We start from the raw sequence: 22,277 nt of genomic DNA, 5'->3' as shown, positions 1-22,277 counted from the left end.
CGCCTCCGCTGAGCAGCCCGATACCTGTTCGTAACGGCTCAGCGGGCGGCCGCGGTGGTGCACAGACGGCTGAAGACCCGGACACCGATTCCGATCGCCCGCTCGTCGGGGCTGAACCGTGGCTGGTGGATGTCGACCACCTCGGTCGCGTCGGGGCTACGGACGCCGAGCCGGGCCATCGCGCCGGGCACCTTGTCCAGCATCCAGGAGAAGTCCTCCCCGCCCAGGGACTGCTCGGTCAGGGCGATGGCGTCCCCGCCGAGGATCGCGGCCGCCGCCTCGGTCAGGCGGCGGACGCCGGCGGCGTGGTTGACGGTCGGCGGTACTCCTGGAGTGACGGTGACCTGCACACCGGCGCCGTACGGGGCCGCGATCTGCCGGATCAGGTCCGGAAGGATCCGTTGCGCGTCCCGCCAGCCGCCGACCTGGGTCGACCGTACGGTGCCCTCGAGTTCGCCGATGTCGGGAATCGCGTTGGCCGCTGTACCCGAGCGGATCCGGCCCCAGATCAGCGAGGTGCCGCCTCGCGGATCGATCCGCCGGGACAGCAGCAGCGGCGCGGTGACCGCGATCTGGGCCAGCGCGGTGATCAGGTCGGCGGTCAGGTGCGGTCGCGAGGTGTGCCCGCCGCCGCCGGTGAGCCGGACCAACACCCGGTCGCTGGCCGAGGTGATCGGCCCGACCCTCAGCGCGATCTTCCCCACCTCGGTCCGGGGGTCGCAGTGGAAGGCGTACACCTCGTCGACACCATCCAGGGCGCCGGCCTCGATGGTTCCCGGAGCGCCACCGGGGCTCGCCTCCTCCGCCGGCTGGAAGATCAGCCGTACCGGTTTGTCGAGCAGACCGAGATCACGCAGGCGGGCCAGCACCAGACCGGTGCCGAGGACGACCGTGGTGTGCACATCGTGGCCGCAGGCGTGACAGACGCCGGGCGTCGTTGACCGGTAGGCGACGTCCTTGCCGTCCGGGATCGGCAGGGCGTCGATGTCGCCCCGCAGCCCGATCAGTGGCAGGCCCTCAGCACCCTCGCCGACGATGTCGCACAACACGCCGGTTCCCGATGACAGCCGTTGCGGCGTCAGCCCGGCAGCGGTCAGTCGCGCCATGATCCGGTCGGTGGTGCGATGCTCGGCGAATCCCAGCTCGGGATGGGCGTGCAGGTCCCGACGGAAGTTGATCAACTCCTGATCGAGCTGTGCGGCCAGAGAGTTGATCTTGGTGTCAAGATCGTTGATCACCATCACACGCTATCCGGCGGCACGTACCGACCCCAGACCCGGCGCAGCGTGTCGCTCACTTCCCCGACGGTTGCCAAGGCCTTCAGGGCTTCCTTCATCGGATGGAGCACGTTCTCCTCAGCCCGGGCCGCTGCACCCAGTTGATCAAGAGCGCGGTGTACGGCGGCGCTGTCCCGTCGTTCACGCAGCCCGGCCAACCGTTGTCTCTGGTCCTGCTCGATCGCCGGATCGACCCGCAACGGTTCGTACGGCTCCTCACTGTCCAGTGCGAACCGGTTGACCCCGACCACTACCCGGTCGCCGGAGTCGATCTGCTGTGCCGTTGCGTACGCGGTCTGTTCGATCTCGTTCTTCTGGTAGTTGTCCTCGATCGCCGCCACCGCACCCCCGCGGTCCTCCACCGCCTGCATCAGCTTGAGGATGTGTGCTTCAAGATCATCGGTGAGCGATTCGATCGCGTACGAACCGGCGAACGGATCGACGGTCTCGGTGACGTCGGTCTCGTAGGCGATCACCTGCTGGCTGCGCAGTGCCAGCCTCGCGGCCTTCTGGGTGGGCAGCGCGATCGCCTCGTCGAAGGCGTTGGTGTGCAGCGATTGGGTCCCGCCGAGTACCGCGGCCAACGCCTGGATCGTGACCCGGACCAGGTTCACCTCGGGTTGCTGTGCGGTCAACTGGACGCCGGCGGTCTGGGTGTGGAAGCGCAACATCATCGACTTCGGATTCTGTGCACCGAAGCGGTCGCGCATCACGGTGGCCCAGATGCGCCGGGCGGCACGGAACTTGGCGATCTCCTCCAGCAGCGTTGTCCGGGCGACGAAGAAGAACGACAGCCGTGGCGCGAAGTCGTCGACACCCAGCCCCGCCCCGATCGCCGCCTCGACATAGGCGATGCCGTTGGCGAGGGTGAAGGCGATCTCCTGCGCGGGGTGGGCGCCGGCCTCGGCCATGTGGTAGCCGGAGATGGAGATGGTGTTCCAGCGCGGGAGCAGCTGATGGCAGTAGGCGAAGGTGTCGCTGACCAATCGCAGGCTGGCCGCCGGCGGGTAGATGTAGGTGCCGCGGGCGATGTACTCCTTGAGCACGTCGTTCTGGATGGTGCCGGTGAGTTCCGCCGGATCGACGCCCTGTTCCTCGGCCACCAACTGGTAGAGCAGCAACAGGGCCGCCGCCGGGGCGTTGATCGTCATCGAGGTGGAGACCTCGGCCAACGGGATCCGGTCGAAGAGGACGCGCATGTCCTCCAGGCTGTCGATCGCGACCCCGACCTTGCCGACCTCACCGTGGGCCAGCGGCGCATCGGAGTCATAGCCCATCTGGGTGGGCAGGTCGAAGGCGACCGAGAGCCCGTGGCTGCCGTTGTCGATCAGTTCGCGGTACCGCTGGTTGGACTGCCGGGCGGTTCCGAACCCGGCGTACTGCCGCATGGTCCAGGGCCGCCGGGTGTACATCTGCGGATAGACGCCGCGGGTGTACGGGAACTCACCCGGTGCGCCGAGTCGCTGCGGGTCGAATCCGGCCAGATCCTCCGGCCCGTACACCGGGGAGAACGGCGTGCCCGATTCGGTGAACCCTGCCACCCAACCGAGGGTACAGAAGAGAATAAGGATGCCCGCAGGCGGTGCCTGCGGGCATCCGATACCGGCCATCGGGGGTTTGGCCGGTGATCATGGGCCGTCGGAATCGTTGTTCCGAAGACGAAAGGATCGTAGCGTGCCTAACCGATTAAGGCACGTCTTCAGGAAATGCTGCGGATCAATTGATCGGCTGATCGCAGAATCTGCCAGGTTTCCCCCTGCCAATCGGGTTCCTGACCCCGGTACGGCCCGGTTGCCAGGGAGATTGCCACGGCCGCGGCTCGCAACCTCAGCTCGATCGGATCGACCCGTCGGTCGAAGACAGGCAGCCACTCGGTGATCAGCCGCTGGACCCGCGCCGCCTGGTCGGCGTTCATCCGCTGGACCGTCGCCAGGTGGGCCACCAGGCAGGCAAGGTCGTCGGCCCGCCGTCCGGGGCCGATGGTGTCGATGTCGAGGATGCCGCTGACCCGTCCCTGGTTGACGAACAACTGGGCCTCGTAGAAATCGCCGTGGGTCGGCTCGTTGCCCTCCGGGATGCCGGCCAACCCGTTCCGGATCCGGTCGACCATCCGGTCCAGAGTCGGCTTCGCCTCCGGCAGCGCGGCCGAGACCATCCTGGCGTACTGCTCCACCGCGTCCGACCATGGCCTGTGCCGGTCGAGTGTTGTCACCTGTGCCGGCATGGCGTCCAGCACCGCAACCAGGTCGTCGGCGCGGATCGGCGGGGCGTCGTCGAAGAGTGCGGTCGCCAGCGGACGGCCGGGCAGTTCGCGCAGGACGAGCAGGAAGTCGGCTGTCGCGGCCGCGATCCGTGGGGCCGGCAGCCCGGCGTCCAGCAGCAGCTGGTGGCGTCCGAGGACACCGGCGAAGCTGCGTTCCCGCAGGGCCTTGACGAAGAACACCTCGGGTCCGTACGGTCCGTCGACCACCGCCTTGACCACCGCCCGGCGTCGCGGCCGGTAGCCGATCAGCTCCAGCCGTACCTGGTCGGGACGGACCGGTCGGCCCAGCGTGCCGAGATCGCTCAGCGCCGCGGCGAACCGGTCCGGAAAGGCGGCGCGGTGCAGCCCCGGCAGGTCCGGGTCGTCGGGGTACAGCCAGACCGCGACCTCGCGCGTGCCGTCGCCGAAGATCACCGCGCGCTCGTCGCTGCGGGTTCTGCCGTCGACCCGCGCACTGACGCCGATCAACTCCTCTTTTCGCCCATGCGGCCAGTCGACGACGACGTGGAAGGTGGCCGTCGTACTCCGACGCGGGTTGGCGTCGACGTGGTCGAGTTGCCAGGACACCAGTCGTCCGCCGCCGTGGCCGACGGCTGCCGTCAGCACCTCCTGCGCCTCGGCCGAGGTGAGCAGGTCCGAGCCGTCGTCCCGCTGCAGCGTGGGTACATCGGCCATGGGTGGCACCATAGCCCGCGTGGAGGTGGCACTCGGTATAGCGACGCTGACCGCCGCGGTCATTGCGATCACGGCAGCAGCGCAGAAATTCAATCTTCCGGCGCCGCTGGTGCTGATGGTGGTCGGCATCGCGGCGTCGTTCGTACCCCAGATCCCGCAGGTCCATCTGACCTCTGAGCTCGTCCTGCTCGGCCTGCTGCCACCGCTGCTGTACGCGGCCGCGATCCGCTCGTCGGTGGTCGACTTCCGCGCCCAGGCGTGGGCGATCGGCCTGCTGTCGGTCGGGCTGGTGGTGATCACCGCTCTGGGTATCGGTGTTGTGGTGCATCTGCTGTTGCCGGTGCCGTTCTCGGTCGGGGTGGCGATCGGTGCGGTGGTGGCACCACCGGATGCGGTGGCCGCCACCTCGGTCGCCCGCCGGGTGGGGTTGCCGCGCCGGGTGATCACCATCCTCGAGGGCGAGTCGCTGTTCAACGACGCCACCGCGATCACCTGTCTGCGGGTGGCGATCCTGGCGATGACCACCGGCATCGGGGTCTTCCGGATCGGCCTGTCGTTCCTGATCGCGGCGGGCGGCGGTGTCGCCATCGGCCTGGCCGTGGCGTTCCTGGCTGTCCGGATCCGGAAGATGATCACCTCCGCCCGGCTGGACAACGCGTTGTCGCTGTTGTTGCCGTTCGCCGCCTATCTGCCGGCCGAGGAGGTCGACATCTCCGGCATGCATGCGTCCGGGGTGATCGCCGTGGTCACCGCCGGACTGATCATCGGGCACAAGGCTCCGGTGGTGCAGACCGCGCGATCCCGGCTCAGTGAACGGATGAACTGGACAACGATCCAGTTCCTCCTGGAGAACGCGGTCTTCCTGCTGATCGGGCTGCAGGCGCGGTGGATCGTCGCCGACCTGGCCACCGTCGACATCGGTGTCGGCACGATCATCGCGTTGTTCGCCGCGGTGTTCGGCGGGGTGATCGTCATCCGGTTGCTGATGACGGTGCTCTCCCGGCTGGTCCTGGTGCACGGCGGCGGAAGCCGCAGCTGGGCAAGCACGGCGATCATCGGCTGGGCCGGGATGCGCGGAGTGGTCACGTTGGCCGCGGCGTTCGTGCTGCCGCAGCAGACCCCGTTCCGCCCCCTCTTGGTGTTTCTGGCGATGGCGGTGACGGCCGGATCGCTGTTGCTGCAGGGACTGACACTCCCGGCCCTGGCGCGTCGGCTCGGTCTGCGCGGACCGGACGCCCGGGAGGATGCGCTGCAGGCCGCGTCGGTGTTGCAGTCCAGTTCCCGGGCGGCGCTGGAGAAGCTGGAGGAGATCAGGCGGCCGACCGATGCCGAGACGACCATCGACCAACTCCGGGAGCGGATCAGCCGCCGGACCAACGAGATGTGGGAACACCTGGGCACCGAAAGTGATGTGGAGACCCCGGCCGAGGAGTACCGCAGGCTACGCCTGCAGACAATCGAGGCCGAACGCGAGGAGGTACTGCAGATCCGGGCGATGGGCCAGATCGACCACGAGGTGATCGATGACGTTTTGTACACGTTGGACGTCGAGGAGTCGATGTTGACGGTGTTGGAGGATCAGACTGGTGAGGTGTCCGAAGCCGAGCCACTGATCACCAGGGCGTCACTCGAGGGTGACTGCCAACACCTGCGCGACGCACCTCATGTGGTCAAACCCGACGGGCCCGGCGGGTGCCGGGACTGCGAGCGCGAGGGGTTGCGCTGGGTGCACCTGCGCCTGTGCCTGACCTGCGGGAATGTCGGTTGTTGCGATTCGTCGATCGGCAAACACGCCAGCCGGCATTTCCGGGACACCGGTCACCCGGTGATGCGCAGCTTCGAGCAGGGCGAGAAGTGGCGGTGGTGTTTCATCGACGAGGCGCTTGGTTGACCCGCCGGATCAGGATCCCGGAAGCAGGCCGACCTTGCCGTAGACGTCGGTGATCGTCGCGTGGGCGACCTCGCGGGCGCGGGCGGCGCCCTCGGCAAGGATCTTCTCCAGCTCGGTGCGTTCCTCCATCAGCTGGAGGGTCCGCTCGCGGTACGGCGCCGCGAACGCCGTGACCGCGTCGGCCACCGCGCCCTTCAGGTCGCCGTAGCCCTTGCCGGCGAACCCGGCGACCAGCGAGTCCACGTCCTCACCGGTGAGCGCGGACAGGATGGTGAGCAGGTTCGACACGCCCGGCTTGGCATCCTCGTCGAAGACGATCTCCCGGCCGGAGTCGGTGACCGCGGACTTGATCTTCTTGATGTTGATCCTGGGATCGTCCAGCAACTCGATCAGGCCGTTGGGTGAGCCGGCCGATTTGCTCATCTTGGCCGTCGGCTCCTGCAGGTCCTGGATCTTGCCGACCGACCTGAGGATGTGCGGTTCGGGTACGACGAAGGTGCGGCCGTAGCGGGTGTTGAACCGTCCGGCCAGGTCGCGGGTCAGCTCGAGATGCTGCCGCTGGTCCTCACCGACCGGGACCTGGGCCGCCTGGTAGAGGAGGATGTCGGCGGCCATCAGGATCGGATAGCTGAACAGGCCGACGTTGGTCGACTCCGAGCCGGCCCGTGCCGACTTGTCCTTGAACTGGGTCATCCGGCTGGCCTGGCCGAACCCGGTCATGCAGGACAGCACCCAGCTCAGCTGGGTGTGCTCCACGACGTGGGACTGCACGAACACCGTCGACCGTCCGGGATCGATGCCGGCCGCGATCAGCTGCGCGGCAGCCCGCAGGCTGCGTTCCCGCAGCACTGCCGGGTCGACCTCGACGGTCAGTGCGTGCAGGTCCGCCACCCCATAGAACGCGTCATAGCTGTCCTGCAGCGGCACCCATTGGCGTAGCGCGCCGAGGTAGTTGCCCAGGTGGAGCGAGTCGGCGGTCGGTTGGATCAGTGACAGGACGCGGGGCCGGGCGCCGATCTGTTCAGGCGTGGAGCGGTCAGGCATAGCGGTCATTGTTTCATCGCCGGCTGAGCCTCCGAATCCGTGCCCGCATCCGAGTCGTCGGGGACGGTGCCGTCGAGGTCGGGCAGCACTGGCGTCATCCGGGCCCAGAACCGCGCCGCCCGGCGCCCGTCCAGCTCGATCACCCGCATCTCCAGCCGGGTGGCGGGCCGGGTCCGGTCGTCGCCGGCTTCCGTTTCCGCGGAGATCACCTCGTCGATGCTGTCGCCGAGCTCGGGGATCCGGCCCAACCGGGCGACGAAGAAGCCGGCAACGGTGTCGTAATGCCCCTCGGGCAGTTCCAATCCGGTGCGGTCGGAGAACTCCTCAAGCGTCAGCAGACCGTCCACCTCGTGATCATGGTCCGGGCCGCGGTCGACCACCGGTTCGTCGTACTCGTCGGTGATCTCGCCGACCAACTCCTCGACGAGGTCCTCCAGTGTCACGATGCCTGCCGTGCCGCCGTACTCGTCGACGACGATGGCCAGGTGGGCGGCCTGCCGGCGCATCTCGGTCAGGGCCAGCAGGACACGTACGGTGTCGGGCAGCGAGACCACCGGACGGACCAGGTCGCGGACCGGGACGGCCCGGGTGCTGACGCGGGGGTCGAGCAGATCGCGGATGTGGACGAAGCCGATGATGTCGTCGGCGGACTCGCCCCGGACGGGATAGCGGGACCGGGCCGCGGTGCTCACCTCGCGCGCCGCCCGGTAGGCAGGAACGTTGGCGTCGAGGAAGTCGACCTCGGTGCGCGGCACCATCACCTCCCGAAGGCTGCGGGAACCGGCCGCGAACACCTCGTCGACGATCCGACGTTCCTCCTCGCCGAGGCTCTCCGAACCGCTGACCATGGCCCGGATCTCCTCGCTGCTGACCTCCTCCCGGGACGCCGTCGGGTCACCGCCGAGCACCCGGACCAGACCGTCGGTCGAGACGCCGAGCAGCCAGATCACCGGCCGGGCGATCCGGGCGATGAAGTCGACCAACGGGGCCAGCGCCAGGGCGAACGACTCCGAGCGCTGCAGCGCCAGCCGTTTGGCCGTCAGCTCACCGACAACGATCGAGACATAGGAGATCACCGCGGTGACCACGACCAGCGCTACGGTACTGGCCACTGCGGGAGACAGGTGCAGTTTCTCCAGTTGCCGGCCCAGCGGACCGGACAGCGTTGCGCCGCCGAAGGCCGCCGAAAGGAAGCCGGCCAGGGTGACACCGAGCTGGACCGCGGACAGGAAGCGGTTGGGATTGGAGGTCAGCTTGATGATCGTCTCGCCGCGACTGCTGCGGTTGGCCAGTTGCCGCACCTGGCTCTCCCGCAGGGAGACCAGCGCCATCTCGGCGGCCGCGAACACCCCGCTGATCACGATGAAGAGCAGGATCAGCCCGGCGTCACGAATTACGGCGCTCACACGCCAAGACTAGTTGTATCCCCGGCCGGAGCCGGAAAGCTCAGCTCCTGCCGAAGAGGTCGCGGGTGTAGAGCCTGTCACCGACGTCGGCCAGATCGGGATGCCGCCGGTTGGCGACGATCACATCGGATCGGGCCTTCAGCTCGGCAAGATCACGAACCACTTCGCAGCCCAGGAAGGTGTCCTCGTCCAGTTCCGGCTCGTAGACCAGCACCTCGACGCCCTCGTCCTTGATCCGCTGCATCACGCCCTGCACGCTCGACTCGCGAAAGTTGTCGGAACCCGATTTCATGATCAACCGATAGATGCCGACCGTTCCGGGTCGTTTGGCCAGGATGTCGGCGGCGACGAAGTCCTTGCGGGTGGTGTTGGCGCTGACGATCGCTTCGATCAGGGTCTGCGGGACGTCCTTGTAGTTGGCCAGCAGTTGCTTGGTGTCCTTGGGCAGGCAGTAGCCGCCGTAGCCGAACGACGGATTGTTGTAGTGGCTGCCGATCCGCGGGTCGAGGCCGACGCCCTCGATGATCTGGCGGGAATCAAGACTGTGCAGGGCGGCGAAGGTGTCCAGTTCGTTGAAGTAGGCCACCCGCATCGCCAGGTAGGTGTTGGCGAAGAGCTTGATCGCCTCGGCCTCGGTCGGCTCGGTCATCAGCACCGGCACGTCGGTGTCCTCGGCCGCCTCGAGCAGCAGCGCCGCGAACCGCTTGGCCCGCTCGGTCGTCTCGCCGACGATGATTCGTGACGGATGCAGATTGTCGTGCAGTGCCTGTCCCTCGCGGAGGAACTCGGGACTGAAGATCACGTTGTCGGTACCGAGCCTACGGGTGACGTCGCGGACGAACCCGACCGGAACAGTCGACTTGATCACCATCACCGCATCCGGGTTGATCTTCGCGACGTCGCCGATCACCTCCTCCACCGTCGAGGTGTCGAAGTAGTTGGTCACCGGGTGATAGTTGGTCGGCGTCGCGATGATCACGAACTCCGCGCCGTCGTACGCCTGCTGTTTGTCTGTGGTGAAGGTCAGGTCGAGCGCGACGTTGGCCAGGTGGTCGGCGATGTCGGCGTCCTCGATCGGGCTCTTCCCCGTCCGCAGCACCGCGATCCGGTCCGCGTCGATGTCGTAGGCGGCAACCCGGTTGTGCTTGGCGAGCAGCACCGCCATCGACAGTCCGACGTAGCCCGTTCCGACGACCGCAATATTCGTCACCCGACCAACCTAACCGACCTGCCCACCGGCCGGACCGACAAGTTTCTGACACGCGGGGACCAGGTGGGTCACCATCCTGGTGAACCCGAGGTCGGTCGGGTGCGACCCGTCGACGGTGCCCTCGTCGTCGGCGCCGAGCAGGCCGGTCGCCGCAAGATAGTGCAGGTTCGTGTCCCCGGAGCCGACGAGTCTCTGGTAGGCCCGTCGCAGTGCCGCCCGCCGCTCGGCGTGCCCCTGGTCGACGCCCTCCCGGATCCAGGCATCGGTCATCGTCCGGTCCTCGATCAGCAGGATCGGCGTGGTCGGCCGGTCCTGCCGCAGCCGCCGGATGAAGGGCTCCGCGCGATCGGCCACCTGCTCGGCCGTCATGTTGGGCAGGCAGTCGATCAGGTACGCCGCAACGTCGAGTTCGGCGTAGAGCGCCGCCAGCTCGACCTCCATCCGGGCATTACCCGAGAAGCCGAGGCCGATCACCGGCCGGCCGAGGATGCGACCGAGCTGGGCCGGCATCGCCATCCCGCACCGGGAGGCGGCGATGCCGTGCACGATGGATGTTCCGTAGTAGAGCACCGGCGGCGTCGGATCATGATCAACGATCTCCAGGCGCGCCCCGGGCGGGACTCCGATCGCGACGTCGTCGACCTGGTTGTGCAGCGGCAGGTAGAGCCGGTATTCGCGCAGCCCGGAGTCGGCCGGCCGGATGCCGGTGAGCAGTCTGGCGGTCGTTGTGCCGATGCCGGTCGGCGCGCCGACCGCGGCCCAGCGCAGCCTGCCCCTGTCGTCGGCCGCGTACAGGTCCAGGCCACTGCACGAGCTGGCCGGCATGTGCCCGAGGGCGACCGGCTCGAGATTGACGGTCCAGCGCGCCGCGATTTCGGCGGCGTCGGTGCGGAACCGGTGATACAGGCCGGCGGAATGCCGACTGAGTTCCCAGACCGGCTCGGGAACCAGTCGCCGGGCACGGGCCGGCAGCCGATCGGTCATCCGCAGCGTCTGGGGCATCGGCCAGCCCCGACCCTCCGGCTCACCGAGTGGATGCCAACCGAACTCCTCGTCGAACTCCTCGTCGAACTCCTCAGACATCTCAGCCATGGATGCGACTCCCTCTGTCCGCCCGAACTGTGGGCAGTCTCACGCCACCCGGCAGGTCACCGTGTCGCCACATCTTGCTAGCGTCAGGACCGGGTCGTCCAGTCGACCCACTGGTATGCATCCGAGGAGAGACAGTCATGAGCCCCGCCCCTGTCAAGGTCGCCGTCACCGGTGCCGCAGGCCAGATCTGCTACAGCTTGTTGTTCCGGATCGCCTCCGGTGAACTGCTCGGCCCGGACCAACCGGTCGAACTGCGTCTCCTGGAGATCACTCCCGCGCTCAAGGCGCTGGAGGGTGTGGTGATGGAGCTGGAGGACTGCGCCTATTCGACGTTGGCGGGAATCGAGATCGGTGACGACGCCAACACCGTCTTCGACGGTGTCAACCTGGCGTTGTTGGTCGGTGCCCGGCCGCGGAGCAAGGGCATGGAACGTTCGGATCTGCTGCAGGCCAACGGCGCCATCTTCTCCGGCCAGGGCAAGGCGCTCAACGATCACGCGGCCGACGATGTCAAGGTGTTGATCACCGGGAATCCGGCGAACACCAACGCACTGATCGCTGCCAGCAACGCACCCGACATCCCGGACTCACGGTTCAACGCGCTGACCCGTCTTGATCACAACCGGGCCAAGGCACAACTGGCGGCCAAGGCCGGGGTCGCGGTCAGCGAGGTCAGCAACGTGACGATCTGGGGCAACCACTCCGCCACCCAGTACCCCGACGTGTTCAACGCCAAGATCAACGGCAAGTCCGCGGCCGAGGTGATCAGCGATCAGGACTGGGTGGAGTCGGTGTTCCTGCCGACCGTCCAGCAGCGGGGCGCGGCGATCATCGAGGCGCGCGGCGCCAGCTCGGCAGCCAGCGCCGCCAACGCCACGCTCGAGGCGGCCCGCACCTGGTTGACCGGTACGCCCGAGGGCGACTGGGTTTCGATGGCCGTACCGACCGACGGCTCGTACGGCATCGCCGAGGGAGTGATCAGTTCCTTCCCGGTGACCGTGCGGGACGGCGAGTACGAGATCGTTCAGGGACTGGAGATCAACGAGTTCTCCCGGGCCAAGATCGACGCCTCCCTCGCTGAGCTGCGGGACGAGGCGGAGGCCGTCAAGAGCCTCGGGCTGATCTGACCACGGCGAGCCACCGAAGATCAGGATTGGCTCAAGCCGGACGGGTCGATCGGTATTTCTATCCTGGCCTGGCCCCCTGATCCGACATGCTGAGCTTGTGACTACTCCCTATGGCCAGCAGCCCTACGGTGCGGCACAGCCGCAAGCCCATCCGCGTGGTGTTCCGGTCCTGATCCTCGGCATCGTCAGCCTGGTCGGCTGCCTGCCCTGCGCGATCATCGCCATCGTCCTCGCCAACGGGGCGTTGAAGGAGATCGACGCCAACCCGTCGGCGTACAGCAACCGCGGAACGGTCAATGCCGGCCGGATCCTGGGGATCATCGGCCTGGTCATCGTCGTCGTCGGCTTCATCGTCCGTCTGTCCGGCCTCGGCCAGGGCAGCTGACTTGTGGATCGGCGGCTTCAACAACTCGCGCAGGTCGCGTGAAGACGAAATGATGTGGTCATGAGTTCTCCTTACGGTTCCAACCCCTACGACGACCAGTCGGGTTCGGGTGGCCAGTCCGGCGATCAGTCGGGCAACCAGTCCGGTAACCAGTCGGGTAACCAGTCCGGCGATCAGTCGGGACAGCAGCCTGGCTACGGTCAGCAACAGCCGGGCTACGGTCAGCAGCCCGGTTACGGTCAGCAACCTGACTACGGGCAGCAGCCGCCGGGCTACGGGCAGCAGCCGCCGGGCCAGGGTTATGGAACGCCCTCCAGCTACGGGACGCCGGCCTCCGGATACGGCAACCAGCCGGGTGGCGCCCAGCCGGGTGGCACGCCGGGATCGTACGGGGCGCAGCCGTACGGGTCATCGGACTACGGATCGTCGGGATACGGCGCTTCGGGATACGGGACCTCGGCCCAGCCCTACGGTGGCTACGGCGGAGCGCCCCGGGAACATCCCCAGGGCACGATGATCCTGATCTTCGGCATCCTCGGCATCGTGATCTGCTTCGGCCTCGGCATCGCCGCCTGGGTGATGGGCAACCGGGCACTCCGGGAGATCGACGCCAACCCCGGTGCGTACACCAATCGCGGTACGGTCAACGCCGGACGGATCTGCGGCATCATCTCGGTGATCCTGCAGGGCCTGGGTGTGCTGATCTACGTGATCGTGCTCATCGCGGCGGCGATCGCCAGCACCTCCTCCTGACCGGTCGGGGCTACGGAGCCGGAGTGCCGTTGGGTACGACGATGGCAAGCACGATGATCGCGATGCCCATCCCCAGCAACGCGATCACGTCGAAGAACCGGTTCCTGGCCCTGAGCAGACCCGCGCGGTCGTTGAGCGCCAATCGAGCGACCCCGCCGGCGGTCAGGAAGACCCCGATGATCATGCTGCCGAATCTCCAGTGACCCAGCACCACGACGACGACACCGGCCAGCATGCCCCCCACAACGACAGCCAGCGGCGCCACCTCGGCGGGCGTGGTCGGCGGCACCCGCCTGCGTTCGGCTTCCATCTCAGTCGTCCCAGCGGACCTTCCGGCCGTCGATCCGCCAGGGATGGCCGGCCAGCCGCTGCACCACCCTGACCAGCAACTCGCGCTCGGTGACCTTGATCCGTTCGTGCAGCGTGTCCGCCGTGTCGTCGTCGCGTACCTCGACCGCTGCCTGGTCCAGGATCACTCCGCTGTCCACACCCTCGTCGACGAGGAACACCGTCGAGCCGGTGATCCTGACGCCGTACTCCAGTGCATCCCGGGCTCCGTGCATGCCTGGAAACGACGGCAGCAGCGCCGGGTGGGAGTTGATGATCCGTCCGCCGAACCGCTCCAGGAACGCTGAGCCGACCAGCTTCATGAAACCGGCCAGGACGACGAGGTCCGGCTGATACCCGGCCACCAGGTCGGTGAGCTGACGATCCCATTGCGCCCGGTCCGCGCCCTTGGCCAGCGGATGACTGAAGGTCGGTATCGCGGCGCGGTCGGCGCGCTCAAGGCCCTCGATGCCGCTCCGGTCCGAGCCGACCGCCACGATCCGGGCGCCGAACCCCGCAGTTGCCTGCGCGTCGATCAACGACTGCAGCAGGGTCCCGGACCCCGAGACCAGCACGACCACGCGAAATGCCACGCCGCGCAGCCTAGTCGGAGCCGCCCTTCGCCCCGACCGGGATCCGGGTCGTGTCGTTCTCGGCCCCCGGAGGCACGTCCACCGCAACGGTGTCGTCCTCCTCCATCGACCGGTCGGCCCGCGATTGCGACCGTCTGCGGAGCAGCCCGATGACGCCCAGCAGCAGGCCGCAGATCATCCCGGACAACCCGAGCAGCGTGCAGCTCATCACCAGCAGCTCCACCGATCGCGGTCCGGCGCCGGTCAGTCGACCGTCGCCGAGATCGCCACCGGTGGTCCACGCCAGCCCGGCGAAGACCAGGGCCGCCACCACGGCTGCCAGCCCGCCGACCAGGGACGTCTCGTCGGGCCGGGCGGCCGGTCGACCGCGGACCACAAGCACCGCGGCAACGGCGCCGGCGGCGACGCCCGAGAGGAGCCAGAGCAGATTCAACTCGTTGCCCGGCCCGCTCCCCGGCAGCGCGCCGAGGATCGGGATCGACGGCAACAGACCGAGGCTGGAATCCGACGGCGCGACCACCGAACCCTGGCCGATCCGGAAACCGGCTCCCAGGGCATAGCTGGCACACCAAACGATGACGTTGGGTGCGAAGGCGGCCTGCGCCGCCCACAGCGCGATCCCGCCGACCGCCCCGGCGCCGAGTCCGGCGGTCAGCGAGGCGATCCGGTCCGCGTTCGCAACGATCCCGGTGGTCAGCACGGCGACGCCGGCGAGCAGCAGCACGCCGAGAGCGCCGGCGATCGCGACGGGCAGCGACCTGGCCCAGACCGGCCAGCGGGCGGTCAGCCGGAGGTCGGCGCCACGGACGGCGCCCCACAGCCCGCCGAGCGCCGCCAGCAACGCGGCACCGACGACGCCGCGGGTGATCTCCGCACCGGAGCTGAGCCCGACCGCGGCGATGATCACGGCGTAACCGACGGTGGCCAGACCGGCCGCACCGAGGATCACCCGGAGCGCCTCGGAGTCGTCCGGATCGGCGTACCTGACGGCCGCCCGGGTGAACCGACTGATCATGAACGCGATCACCAGACTCATCCCGAGCGGTGTCAGCGACCAGTGCACCCCGGCCAGGTCGGCAGGGGTCCCGTTGGCCAGCAACCACAACCTGGTCCCGGTGTGCATCGCGGCGCCGAGATCACCCGGGTCGGCGGCCAACCAGCCGACGACGGTCAGCCCTGCCACCAGGATCCAGCCGGCGACCGCGGTCGCCAGGACTCCGCCGACGACAAGCAGCTGCCAGCCGTACCGCGGACCGTACGGCGCCGGATCGGACCCGGCCTCCTCCGCGCGGGCGGTCGTCAGGGGTACATCCGGGGCCTGCCGGCGTGAGGACCGGCCGGAACGGCGGGAAGAGAGCAGCGAGGCCATGGCTCGTCCATGCTCTCCCGCGGTCGCTGCAATCTGGGACAGACACGCCCGAGCAGGTACAGTTCCCAACGGCCCGAGAGCGGCCTGCCGGACGGCGAGCCCGCCGGATGCCCGGTGAATCAGCACGTCAGCAGGGAGTTCGTTCGCGCATGGTCGGCAAGAAGCAGGGGGACTACCGACCGCGCCGGGCCCGCGCCGACGAGGGCGAAGCTGCCGAGACCGCCCAACCCAGCGAAACGGCCACCCAGCCGACCACAGAGGACCGGATCGCCGCGTCCCGGCGTGCCGAGCGGCGGGCGGAACTGCAGCAACTGCGGGACAGCGTCGCGGCCTCGGATGTCGACCGGGCCGATCGACCCGATGTCGGCCACCGTGACAACGTCGCCGAAACGGCCGTGCCTCCGCACCGCCGCCGCCGGTTCGTGCTCGGCGGCGTCATCGCCCTGGTCCTGGTTGCCGCCCTCACCGTCGGCTATCTGTTCTGGTCCGACCAACGGGGCACGCCGTCCGTGCAGCCCCCGGCACCGTCGGCCACGGCGCCGATCGACACCAGCATGGTCAATGACCAGGCGATGCTGAACCCGGCGCTGGCCAAGTCGGTGATCGATCAGCGCTGGAAGATCACCGCCGACCAGCCGGCCGGAACGCCGGACTCCCCCGTGCCGGCGTGTCTGGCCGAGCCCCAGGACGACGCGCCGATCCCGGCCGAAGGCGTGGTCCGGACATTGACCACAGCCAGCAACGGACCGACCGCGCTGCACCTTGCCGAGGCGTACAAGTCGGCCGAACTGGCCACCGAGTCGTTCGCCCTGATCGCCAAGTCCCTCGGCGAGTGCAACCTGAAGGGCAGCTACATCGCCTCGGCCCGGGTGATCACCGGACTCGGCGACCAGGCGACGGCGGTCCTGCTGAAGGATCCCGCCAAGAACACCTACCGTGCCGTGGTCGCCAACCGCACCGGACGCCTGGTCAATGTTGTCGACATCGCCCAGGCCAAGACCGAGCCCGACCTGGACAAGGCGGCCACCGCACTCGGCCGGCTCACCGATCGGCAGTGCACGGCGGCCATCGGGGTGTGCGCCAGCAACCCGCACATCGCTGACGGGCCGCCTCCGGTCGCCGGCGACGAGCCGGGCTTCCTGGCGTTGGCCGACATCCCGGTCCCGACCAGCCACACCGGCACCTGGGGTGGACTGTCCCCCGGCTCACCGGCCGACGTGGTCACCTCGGGCTGTGAGAACGTCGACTTCAACACGATCTCCGCCGACAGCAGAGCTGCCCGCAGCTACATCCTCGTCGACAAGCCGAAGGGCATGCCGGAGACCTTCGGCCTGGACCAGATCACCCTGACGATGAAATCGGACAAGGCGGCCTCCGACGAGGCCGACCTGATCACCAAGAACCTCAAGAACTGCTCCGACCGGTTGCCGACCGCGGACGTCAACGACCTCTCCACCGTGTCGGGCACCGGTGCCGATGACACGGCGATCTCCGGTTCGGTCGCCCTGGTCAGCCAGAAGATCAGCGCGAACAAGACCTCGAAGTACCGGGTCGGCATCGTCGCCGCCGGCAACAAGCTCGTCTACACCTTCCTGCCGCGCACCCCGGACTGGGATCTGACCCAGGATCAGTGGGAGACGCTGACCGTCCGGGCCGCGCAACGCGCCACCCAGGTGCGCTAGTCCACCCCTTGCCGCACCAGCTACTGCATCCCGCACCGGGTGTACCCGGTGCGGGATGCAGTGCGCGGTGCGGGAAGAACGTGGTGGCGGGTGACGGGTGGGGAGACGGCGGTCAGCCGTTCATGATCTTGCGCATCAGCTCAGCGGTCTCGCTCGGCGTCTTGCCGACCTTGACCCCGGCCGCCTCGAGGGCCGCCTTCTTGGCCTCCGCGGTGCCGGACGACCCGGAGACGATCGCGCCGGCGTGCCCCATCGTCTTGCCTTCCGGGGCGGTGAAGCCCGCGACGTAGCCGACCACCGGCTTGGTGACGTGGGCCTTGATGAAGTCCGCGGCCCGCTCCTCCGCGTCGCCGCCGATCTCGCCGATCATCACGATCGCGTCGGTGTCGGGATCGTCCTGGAACGCCTTCAGCGCGTCGATGTGGGTGGTCCCGATCACCGGGTCACCGCCGATGCCGACGCAGGTCGAGAAGCCGATGTCCCTCAGTTCGTACATCATCTGGTAGGTCAGCGTGCCCGACTTGGACACCAGACCGATCCGGCCGGGCTTGGTGATCGTTGCCGGGATGATCCCGGCGTTGGAGACGCCCGGAGTGATCAGTCCCGGACAGTTCGGACCGATCAGCCGGGTCTTGGAGTCCTTGCTCAGCGTGTAGAACTCGGCGGAGTCCTTGACCGGGATGCCTTCGGTGATCACCACTGCGAGCGGGATCTCGGCTTCGATCGCCTCGACGACCGCTGCCTTGGCGAACTTGGCCGGGACGAAGATCACCGTCACGTTCGCGCCGGTGGCGTCCCTGGCCTCGCCGACCGATCCGAAGACCGGCAGCGTGACGGTGCCATCGGTGCCCTCGAAGTCGACGCTCTGGCCGCCCTTGCCCGGGGTGACGCCGCCGACGACATTGCTACCCGACGCCAGCATCCGGGCGGTGTGCTTGCGCCCCTCGGAGCCGGTCATGCCCTGGACGATGATCTTGGAGTCTGCGTTCAGAAGAATTGCCATTGCTGTCCGCTCCCGTTCAGTTCGCCGCGCCGGCGAGTTCGGCGGCCCGCTTCGCCGCGCCGTCCATGGTGTCGACCTGCTCGAGTCCGGGCAGTGCCGCGTCCGTCAGGATCCTGCGACCCTCGTCGGCGTTGTTCCCGTCGAGCCGTACGACCAGCGGCTTGGTCACCTCGTCACCACGCTTGCCCAGCAGATCGAACGCCTGGACGATGCCGTTGGCCACGGCGTCGCAGGCGGTGATGCCGCCGAAGACGTTGACGAAGACGCTCTTCACCTGATCGTCGGACAGGATGATCTCCAGCCCGTTCGCCATCACCTCGGCGCTGGCGCCGCCGCCGATGTCGAGGAAGTTGGCCGGCTTGGGCGTGCCGGCAACCTCCTCGCCGGCGTACGCAACGACGTCGAGTGTGCTCATCACCAGACCTGCGCCGTTGCCGATGATGCCGACCTCGCCGTCCAACTTGACGTAGTTGAGCCCCTTCTCCTTGGCCGCGACCTCGAGCGGGTCGGTCGAGGCGTTGTCCACCAGCGCCTCGTGGTCCGGATGCCGGAAGGCGGCGTTGTCGTCCAGGGTGACCTTGCCGTCCAGGGCGATGATCTCGCCCGAGCCCGTCTTCACCAGCGGGTTGACCTCGACCAGCGTCGCATCCTCCTTGACGTAGACGTCGAAGAGTCTTATCAACACCGGGATGATCTTGGCACCGGTCTCGGCGTCGAAGCCCGCCTGCTGGACGATCTCGGCCGCCTTGGCTTCGTCGATGCCCACCACGGGATCGACCGGCACCCGGGCGAGTGCCTCCGGTCGCTCCTCGGCCAGTTGCTCGATCTCCATGCCGCCCTCGACGGAGCACATCACCAGGTACTGCCGGTTGGCGCGATCCAGAAGGACCGAGAAGTAGTACTCCTCGGCGATGTCGGCGCCCTCGGCGATCATCAGCTTCGCCACGACGTGACCCTTGATGTCCAGGCCGAGGATCTCCTCTGCGCGCGCCGCGGCCTCATCGGGGCTCTTGGCGATCTTGACACCCCCGGCCTTGCCGCGGCCACCGGTCTTCACCTGGGCCTTGACGACGACCACCGGGGTGCCCAGGTCTGCCGCCGCCGACCTCGCCTCGTCCGGCGTCGCCGCGGTGATGCCGCGCAGAACGGGGACGCCGTGGGCCTCGAACAGATCACGCGCCTGGTACTCGTACAGATCCACGCGCCCTACCTCCGATATTCGCTGTTTGTATTCGCGTTTGGTGACGCCTGACGGTTTGATTCGGTCCGCGGTAGCAGACGAGCCGCAGCCTAGCCCCGGCACGGATCCGGGCGACCACCCGGGTGGACGGGCCCGCAGCCGGCCGACAGCCGGTGCGGGCGGGTTCAGGCGTGCTCAGAGTGAAGCGGTACGGCGAACGTTTCGGCGGACCCAGTCGACGATCTCGTCCATCCTGGCCCCCGGCGTGAAGATGCCCGCGACTCCCATCTCCGCCAGCGGCGCGCGGTCCTCCTCGGGGATGATGCCGCCGCCGAACACCACGATGTCGGTGGCACCGGATTCCTTCAGCAACTCCGTCACCCGCGCGAACAGCGTCATGTGCGCACCCGAGAGCACCGACAGGCCGATCCCGTCGGCGTCCTCGGCGATGGCGGTCGCGACGATCTGCTCGGGCGTCTGATGCAGTCCGGTGTAGATCACCTCCATGCCTGCGTCACGGAGTGCCCGGGCGATGACCTTGGCGCCGCGGTCGTGCCCGTCCAGCCCAGGTTTGGCGACAACGATCCTCAGTGGGGCCGACGGTGTCTCCATGCAGCCGACGTTACCGCGCGGCCCGCGGATTTTCCTCGCACTCGGCAGCGGATGCACCGAGGCGGTGGAACACTGGAACGCGTCGGCGTTGCCGAGGAGAGCCGTGTTACGAGCCGCACCGAAGAGATTCCGTCGCCCACTGCCCGGGACGACTTTGCGCAGCGTGCGCTCCGACGTCGCGGGGTGGATCCGGGTCTGGGCGTCTGCAGTGGCCGCGGTGGCGATGATCAGCGGCGTCGGCATCCTGGTTGCCGCGAGCACAAACCTCACCGCGCCGACCCGATCCCAGGCCGCGGAGCAGCCCGCCTCCGGCCCGCCACCGATCGCCGTCTACGACCCCACCGACGGTTCCGCTCCGGTGGTACGCCTCAACACCCCGGCGCAGACCAGGATGGTCGCCGTCCAGCGGCACTACCAACTGGCGGCCGAACAACAATCCCTCATCCAGACCAACGACCAACTGCTGGCCGACAAGCGACACCGGGCGCTGGCCGACGAGTCGGAACAGACGGCGGACCACCAGACCAGGATCTTCGCCGAGCGGCAGCACCGGCAGATCGTCGCCGCGGCCAAGGCCAAGCTCGAGGAACTCCGCCGGGCCTACGCGGCAGCCCGGGCCGCGGCCGAACAACAGCGTGCACAGGGGCTGGAACCGCCGGCGGACGCGCTCGCGGCGCCCACCGGCTCACTCGACAGCCAGGCCGCGAACAGCCAGGGCGGGGCGCTGCCCATCGCGTCCGGAGTGATCGGCGCACCGTTCGGGGCCTACGGCTCATGGTCCAGCTATCACACCGGAGACGATTTCCGGGCGGCCTACGGAGAGCCGATCCACGCCGCCGCCGCGGGGGTCGTGGTGTTCGCCGGGAACACCGGTGATTGGGCGGGCAACCATGTTGCGGTCCGGCACGCCGACGGCGTGACCACCATGTACTGCCACATGTCGTGGATCGGCGCAACGGTCGGACAACAGGTCGCGGCGGGCCAGGTCATCGGCCGGGTCGGGCAGACCGGACGGGCATTCGGTCCGCACCTGCATTTCGAGGTGTATCCACCCGGAGTCCGCTTCGGCGACGTCTATCGTGCCGTCGACCCGGTGCCGTGGCTGGCAAGTATTGGCGTTCACCCCCGGTAATCCTCAACGGCACCGCAATTTGTCCACAGATCCCCGGAGAGGGGGTTTGGACTTCCGTTATGCGTCCGTTATGGTCTTCGGGTGCCTGCAGCCCGGTAGGGGACATTACCGCGCCACCGGCAATCGACGACCAAGGAGTACATCCCGCGTGCCATCGCAACCGCGCCGCCAGGGCGACCCGTCGCTGAAGGGCTTCAGAAGCCTCGGTGTGACGGCATCAGGCGCCTTCCGGCATTCGCGCGCCCGTCGTGCCATCGAGGAGATCGAGAAGGACAAGCGGGGTTGGCTCCGGAACGGGCTCGCCGCTCTGGCGATCTCCGCGCTCGGGCTCGGAGCTGCCGGCGCCGTCGCGGTCACCGGTTGGGCCCACGAGTCAACCGGCGCCGCCGAACCAGGATTCTCCGTAAGCCAGTCCGCCGGTGACCATCCGGCGTCGCAGCGCACCACCGGCACCAGCCGCTCCACTCAGCGCCAGGCGTTGGCCGGGACCGACCCGAAGTCCGGCGAACCGCTGGACGGGACGGTCGACATGAGCGCCCGCCGGGACGCCCAGGCCAACGCCAAGGTCGTCGACACCGGCGGCCAGGACGCCAGGACCGAGGCTGCGGCGCAGGCTCGCGCCAAGGCGCTGAAGTCCACGGCCGACAAGACCGAGAAGCTGTCCAGCAAGCTCAGCAAGGAGGCCCGCCGACGGGAACTCGCCCGCGTTGCCGCTGCCGGCTCGGACGATCGCGCCGGTTCGGTCGGCGACACGGCTTCGGGCGACTACACCGTCTCCGGTGGCGACGGCCAGGCCCATCTGCCGGTCAACCCCGGCCAGTTCACCATCGCGGCCACCTTCGGCCAGGTCGGGGCCTGGGCCCGCTACCACACCGGTATCGACTTCGCTGCGCCGATCGGCACCCCGATCCACGCCACCGCGAACGGCGTGGTGACCAACGCGGGCATCGGCCCGGCCAGCAGTTGGGCCGGCAACTACGTCGTGATCAAGTTCGCCAACGGCGAGCAGATGCTCTTCGCTCACATGTCGTCGGTTGCGGTGAGCAGCGGACAGCAGGTCAGCGGTGGGCAGCTGATCGGGCACGTCGGCATGACCGGTCGTGCCTTCGGCCCGCACACGCACGTGGAGCTCTACCCCGCCGGCGTCACCCCGGGTGACGTCTACTCGGCGGTCAACCCTGCGCCGTGGTTCGTCGCGCACGGGCTGCACATCTGATCTGGTCACCTGCATCGGGCCGGTGGTACCCGGCCGCGGG

General features: G+C 68.4%; 20 protein-coding genes. 7 read left to right on the top strand and 13 right to left on the bottom strand.

Features of this window, described 5'->3' with window-relative positions; all coding sequences use genetic code 11:
- Window positions 1–38: 38 nt before the first annotated feature.
- The 3 genes from GJV80_RS22695 to GJV80_RS22685 form a co-directional block, all read right to left on the bottom strand.
- Window positions 39–1,238: an amidohydrolase gene (locus tag GJV80_RS22695; protein WP_230207953.1), complete on the bottom strand. Its 1,200-nt coding sequence runs from the start codon at window positions 1,236–1,238 to the stop codon at window positions 39–41.
- Between the two features lie 2 nt (window positions 1,239–1,240).
- Window positions 1,241–2,818 carry a methylmalonyl-CoA mutase gene (locus GJV80_RS22690; RefSeq protein ID WP_154689844.1) on the bottom strand — a complete coding sequence of 526 codons (1,578 nt, stop codon included), beginning with the start codon at window positions 2,816–2,818 and terminating at the stop codon, window positions 1,241–1,243.
- A 158-nt stretch (window positions 2,819–2,976) separates the two neighbouring features.
- Window positions 2,977–4,215, bottom strand: a complete 1,239-nt coding sequence (locus GJV80_RS22685; protein ID WP_230207952.1) for a phosphotransferase — start codon at window positions 4,213–4,215, stop codon at window positions 2,977–2,979.
- Window positions 4,216–4,234: 19 nt separating this feature from the next.
- Between GJV80_RS22685 and GJV80_RS22680 the strand changes: the two genes are divergently transcribed.
- Window positions 4,235–6,106, top strand: a complete 1,872-nt coding sequence (locus GJV80_RS22680; RefSeq protein WP_154689842.1) for a cation:proton antiporter — start codon at window positions 4,235–4,237, stop codon at window positions 6,104–6,106.
- A gap of 9 nt (window positions 6,107–6,115) precedes the next feature.
- On the opposite strand, the gene trpS is transcribed toward GJV80_RS22680, so the two are convergent.
- From trpS to GJV80_RS22660, 4 genes are read right to left on the bottom strand one after another with little or no spacing between them, the layout of a single operon-like run.
- Window positions 6,116–7,150 (bottom strand): tryptophan--tRNA ligase, encoded by a 1,035-nt coding sequence (trpS, locus tag GJV80_RS22675; RefSeq protein WP_154689841.1) that lies wholly within the window; start codon window positions 7,148–7,150, stop codon window positions 6,116–6,118.
- A gap of 5 nt (window positions 7,151–7,155) precedes the next feature.
- Entirely contained in the window at window positions 7,156–8,556 is a 1,401-nt protein-coding gene (locus GJV80_RS22670; RefSeq protein WP_154689840.1) for a hemolysin family protein, read from the bottom strand.
- Window positions 8,557–8,596: 40 nt separating this feature from the next.
- Window positions 8,597–9,757: a nucleotide sugar dehydrogenase gene (locus GJV80_RS22665; RefSeq protein WP_255455598.1), complete on the bottom strand. Its 1,161-nt coding sequence runs from the start codon at window positions 9,755–9,757 to the stop codon at window positions 8,597–8,599.
- 18 nt (window positions 9,758–9,775) lie between these two features.
- Complete coding sequence (locus GJV80_RS22660; RefSeq protein ID WP_154689838.1) at window positions 9,776–10,858, bottom strand: SGNH/GDSL hydrolase family protein; 1,083 nt, start codon at window positions 10,856–10,858, stop codon at window positions 9,776–9,778.
- 137 nt (window positions 10,859–10,995) lie between these two features.
- Here GJV80_RS22660 and GJV80_RS22655 point away from each other — a divergent pair, with 137 nt between their 5' ends.
- The 3 genes from GJV80_RS22655 to GJV80_RS23360 all read left to right on the top strand — a co-directional run bounded on the left by GJV80_RS22655 (window position 10,996) and on the right by GJV80_RS23360 (window position 13,123).
- Window positions 10,996–11,985, top strand: coding sequence for a malate dehydrogenase (locus GJV80_RS22655; protein WP_154689837.1), 990 nt, complete (start codon window positions 10,996–10,998; stop codon window positions 11,983–11,985).
- A gap of 97 nt (window positions 11,986–12,082) precedes the next feature.
- Window positions 12,083–12,370, top strand: a complete 288-nt coding sequence (locus tag GJV80_RS22650; RefSeq protein ID WP_154689836.1) for a DUF4190 domain-containing protein — start codon at window positions 12,083–12,085, stop codon at window positions 12,368–12,370.
- A gap of 60 nt (window positions 12,371–12,430) precedes the next feature.
- A complete protein-coding gene (locus tag GJV80_RS23360) occupies window positions 12,431–13,123 on the top strand; it encodes a hypothetical protein (protein WP_195909369.1) in 693 nt (230 codons plus the stop codon).
- 10 nt (window positions 13,124–13,133) lie between these two features.
- Here GJV80_RS23360 and GJV80_RS22640 read toward each other — a convergent pair whose 3' ends face one another.
- Genes GJV80_RS22640 through GJV80_RS22630 form a run of 3 tightly spaced genes read right to left on the bottom strand, consistent with a single transcriptional unit; the run spans window position 13,134 to window position 15,412 of the window.
- Window positions 13,134–13,433, bottom strand: a complete 300-nt coding sequence (locus GJV80_RS22640; RefSeq protein WP_154689835.1) for a DUF3017 domain-containing protein — start codon at window positions 13,431–13,433, stop codon at window positions 13,134–13,136.
- A gap of 1 nt (window position 13,434) precedes the next feature.
- Complete coding sequence (gene purN / locus GJV80_RS22635; protein ID WP_154689834.1) at window positions 13,435–14,043, bottom strand: phosphoribosylglycinamide formyltransferase; 609 nt, start codon at window positions 14,041–14,043, stop codon at window positions 13,435–13,437.
- Between the two features lie 10 nt (window positions 14,044–14,053).
- On the bottom strand, window positions 14,054–15,412 hold the full coding sequence (locus GJV80_RS22630; protein ID WP_154689833.1) for a DUF6350 family protein: 1,359 nt from the start codon (window positions 15,410–15,412) through the stop codon (window positions 14,054–14,056).
- Window positions 15,413–15,561: 149 nt separating this feature from the next.
- Here GJV80_RS22630 and GJV80_RS22625 point away from each other — a divergent pair, with 149 nt between their 5' ends.
- The gene (locus GJV80_RS22625) at window positions 15,562–17,094 is read left to right on the top strand and encodes a hypothetical protein (RefSeq protein ID WP_154689832.1); all 1,533 of its coding nucleotides are present in this window, start codon (window positions 15,562–15,564) and stop codon (window positions 17,092–17,094) included.
- A 112-nt stretch (window positions 17,095–17,206) separates the two neighbouring features.
- Here GJV80_RS22625 and sucD read toward each other — a convergent pair whose 3' ends face one another.
- From sucD to GJV80_RS22610, 3 genes are all read right to left on the bottom strand, one after another.
- The gene (gene sucD / locus GJV80_RS22620) at window positions 17,207–18,097 is read right to left on the bottom strand and encodes a succinate--CoA ligase subunit alpha (RefSeq protein WP_154689831.1); all 891 of its coding nucleotides are present in this window, start codon (window positions 18,095–18,097) and stop codon (window positions 17,207–17,209) included.
- Window positions 18,098–18,113: 16 nt separating this feature from the next.
- A complete protein-coding gene (sucC, locus tag GJV80_RS22615) occupies window positions 18,114–19,298 on the bottom strand; it encodes an ADP-forming succinate--CoA ligase subunit beta (protein WP_154689830.1) in 1,185 nt (394 codons plus the stop codon).
- A gap of 174 nt (window positions 19,299–19,472) precedes the next feature.
- Entirely contained in the window at window positions 19,473–19,889 is a 417-nt protein-coding gene (locus GJV80_RS22610; RefSeq protein WP_154689829.1) for a cobalamin B12-binding domain-containing protein, read from the bottom strand.
- A gap of 163 nt (window positions 19,890–20,052) precedes the next feature.
- On the opposite strand from GJV80_RS22610, the gene GJV80_RS22605 reads away from it, so the two are divergent.
- Window positions 20,053–21,021, top strand: a complete 969-nt coding sequence (locus GJV80_RS22605) for a M23 family metallopeptidase (RefSeq protein WP_195909078.1) — start codon at window positions 20,053–20,055, stop codon at window positions 21,019–21,021.
- A gap of 148 nt (window positions 21,022–21,169) precedes the next feature.
- Window positions 21,170–22,237 (top strand): M23 family metallopeptidase, encoded by a 1,068-nt coding sequence (locus tag GJV80_RS22600; protein WP_195909077.1) that lies wholly within the window; start codon window positions 21,170–21,172, stop codon window positions 22,235–22,237.
- The last annotated feature ends 40 nt before the right edge of the window (window positions 22,238–22,277 follow it).

It is taken from the genome of Microlunatus sp. Gsoil 973, assembly GCF_009707365.1.
GTDB lineage: Bacteria > Actinomycetota > Actinomycetes > Propionibacteriales > Propionibacteriaceae > Microlunatus.
The sequence above is the reverse complement of the archived record's forward strand: the minus strand, read 5'-3'. Positions and strand labels throughout refer to the sequence as shown.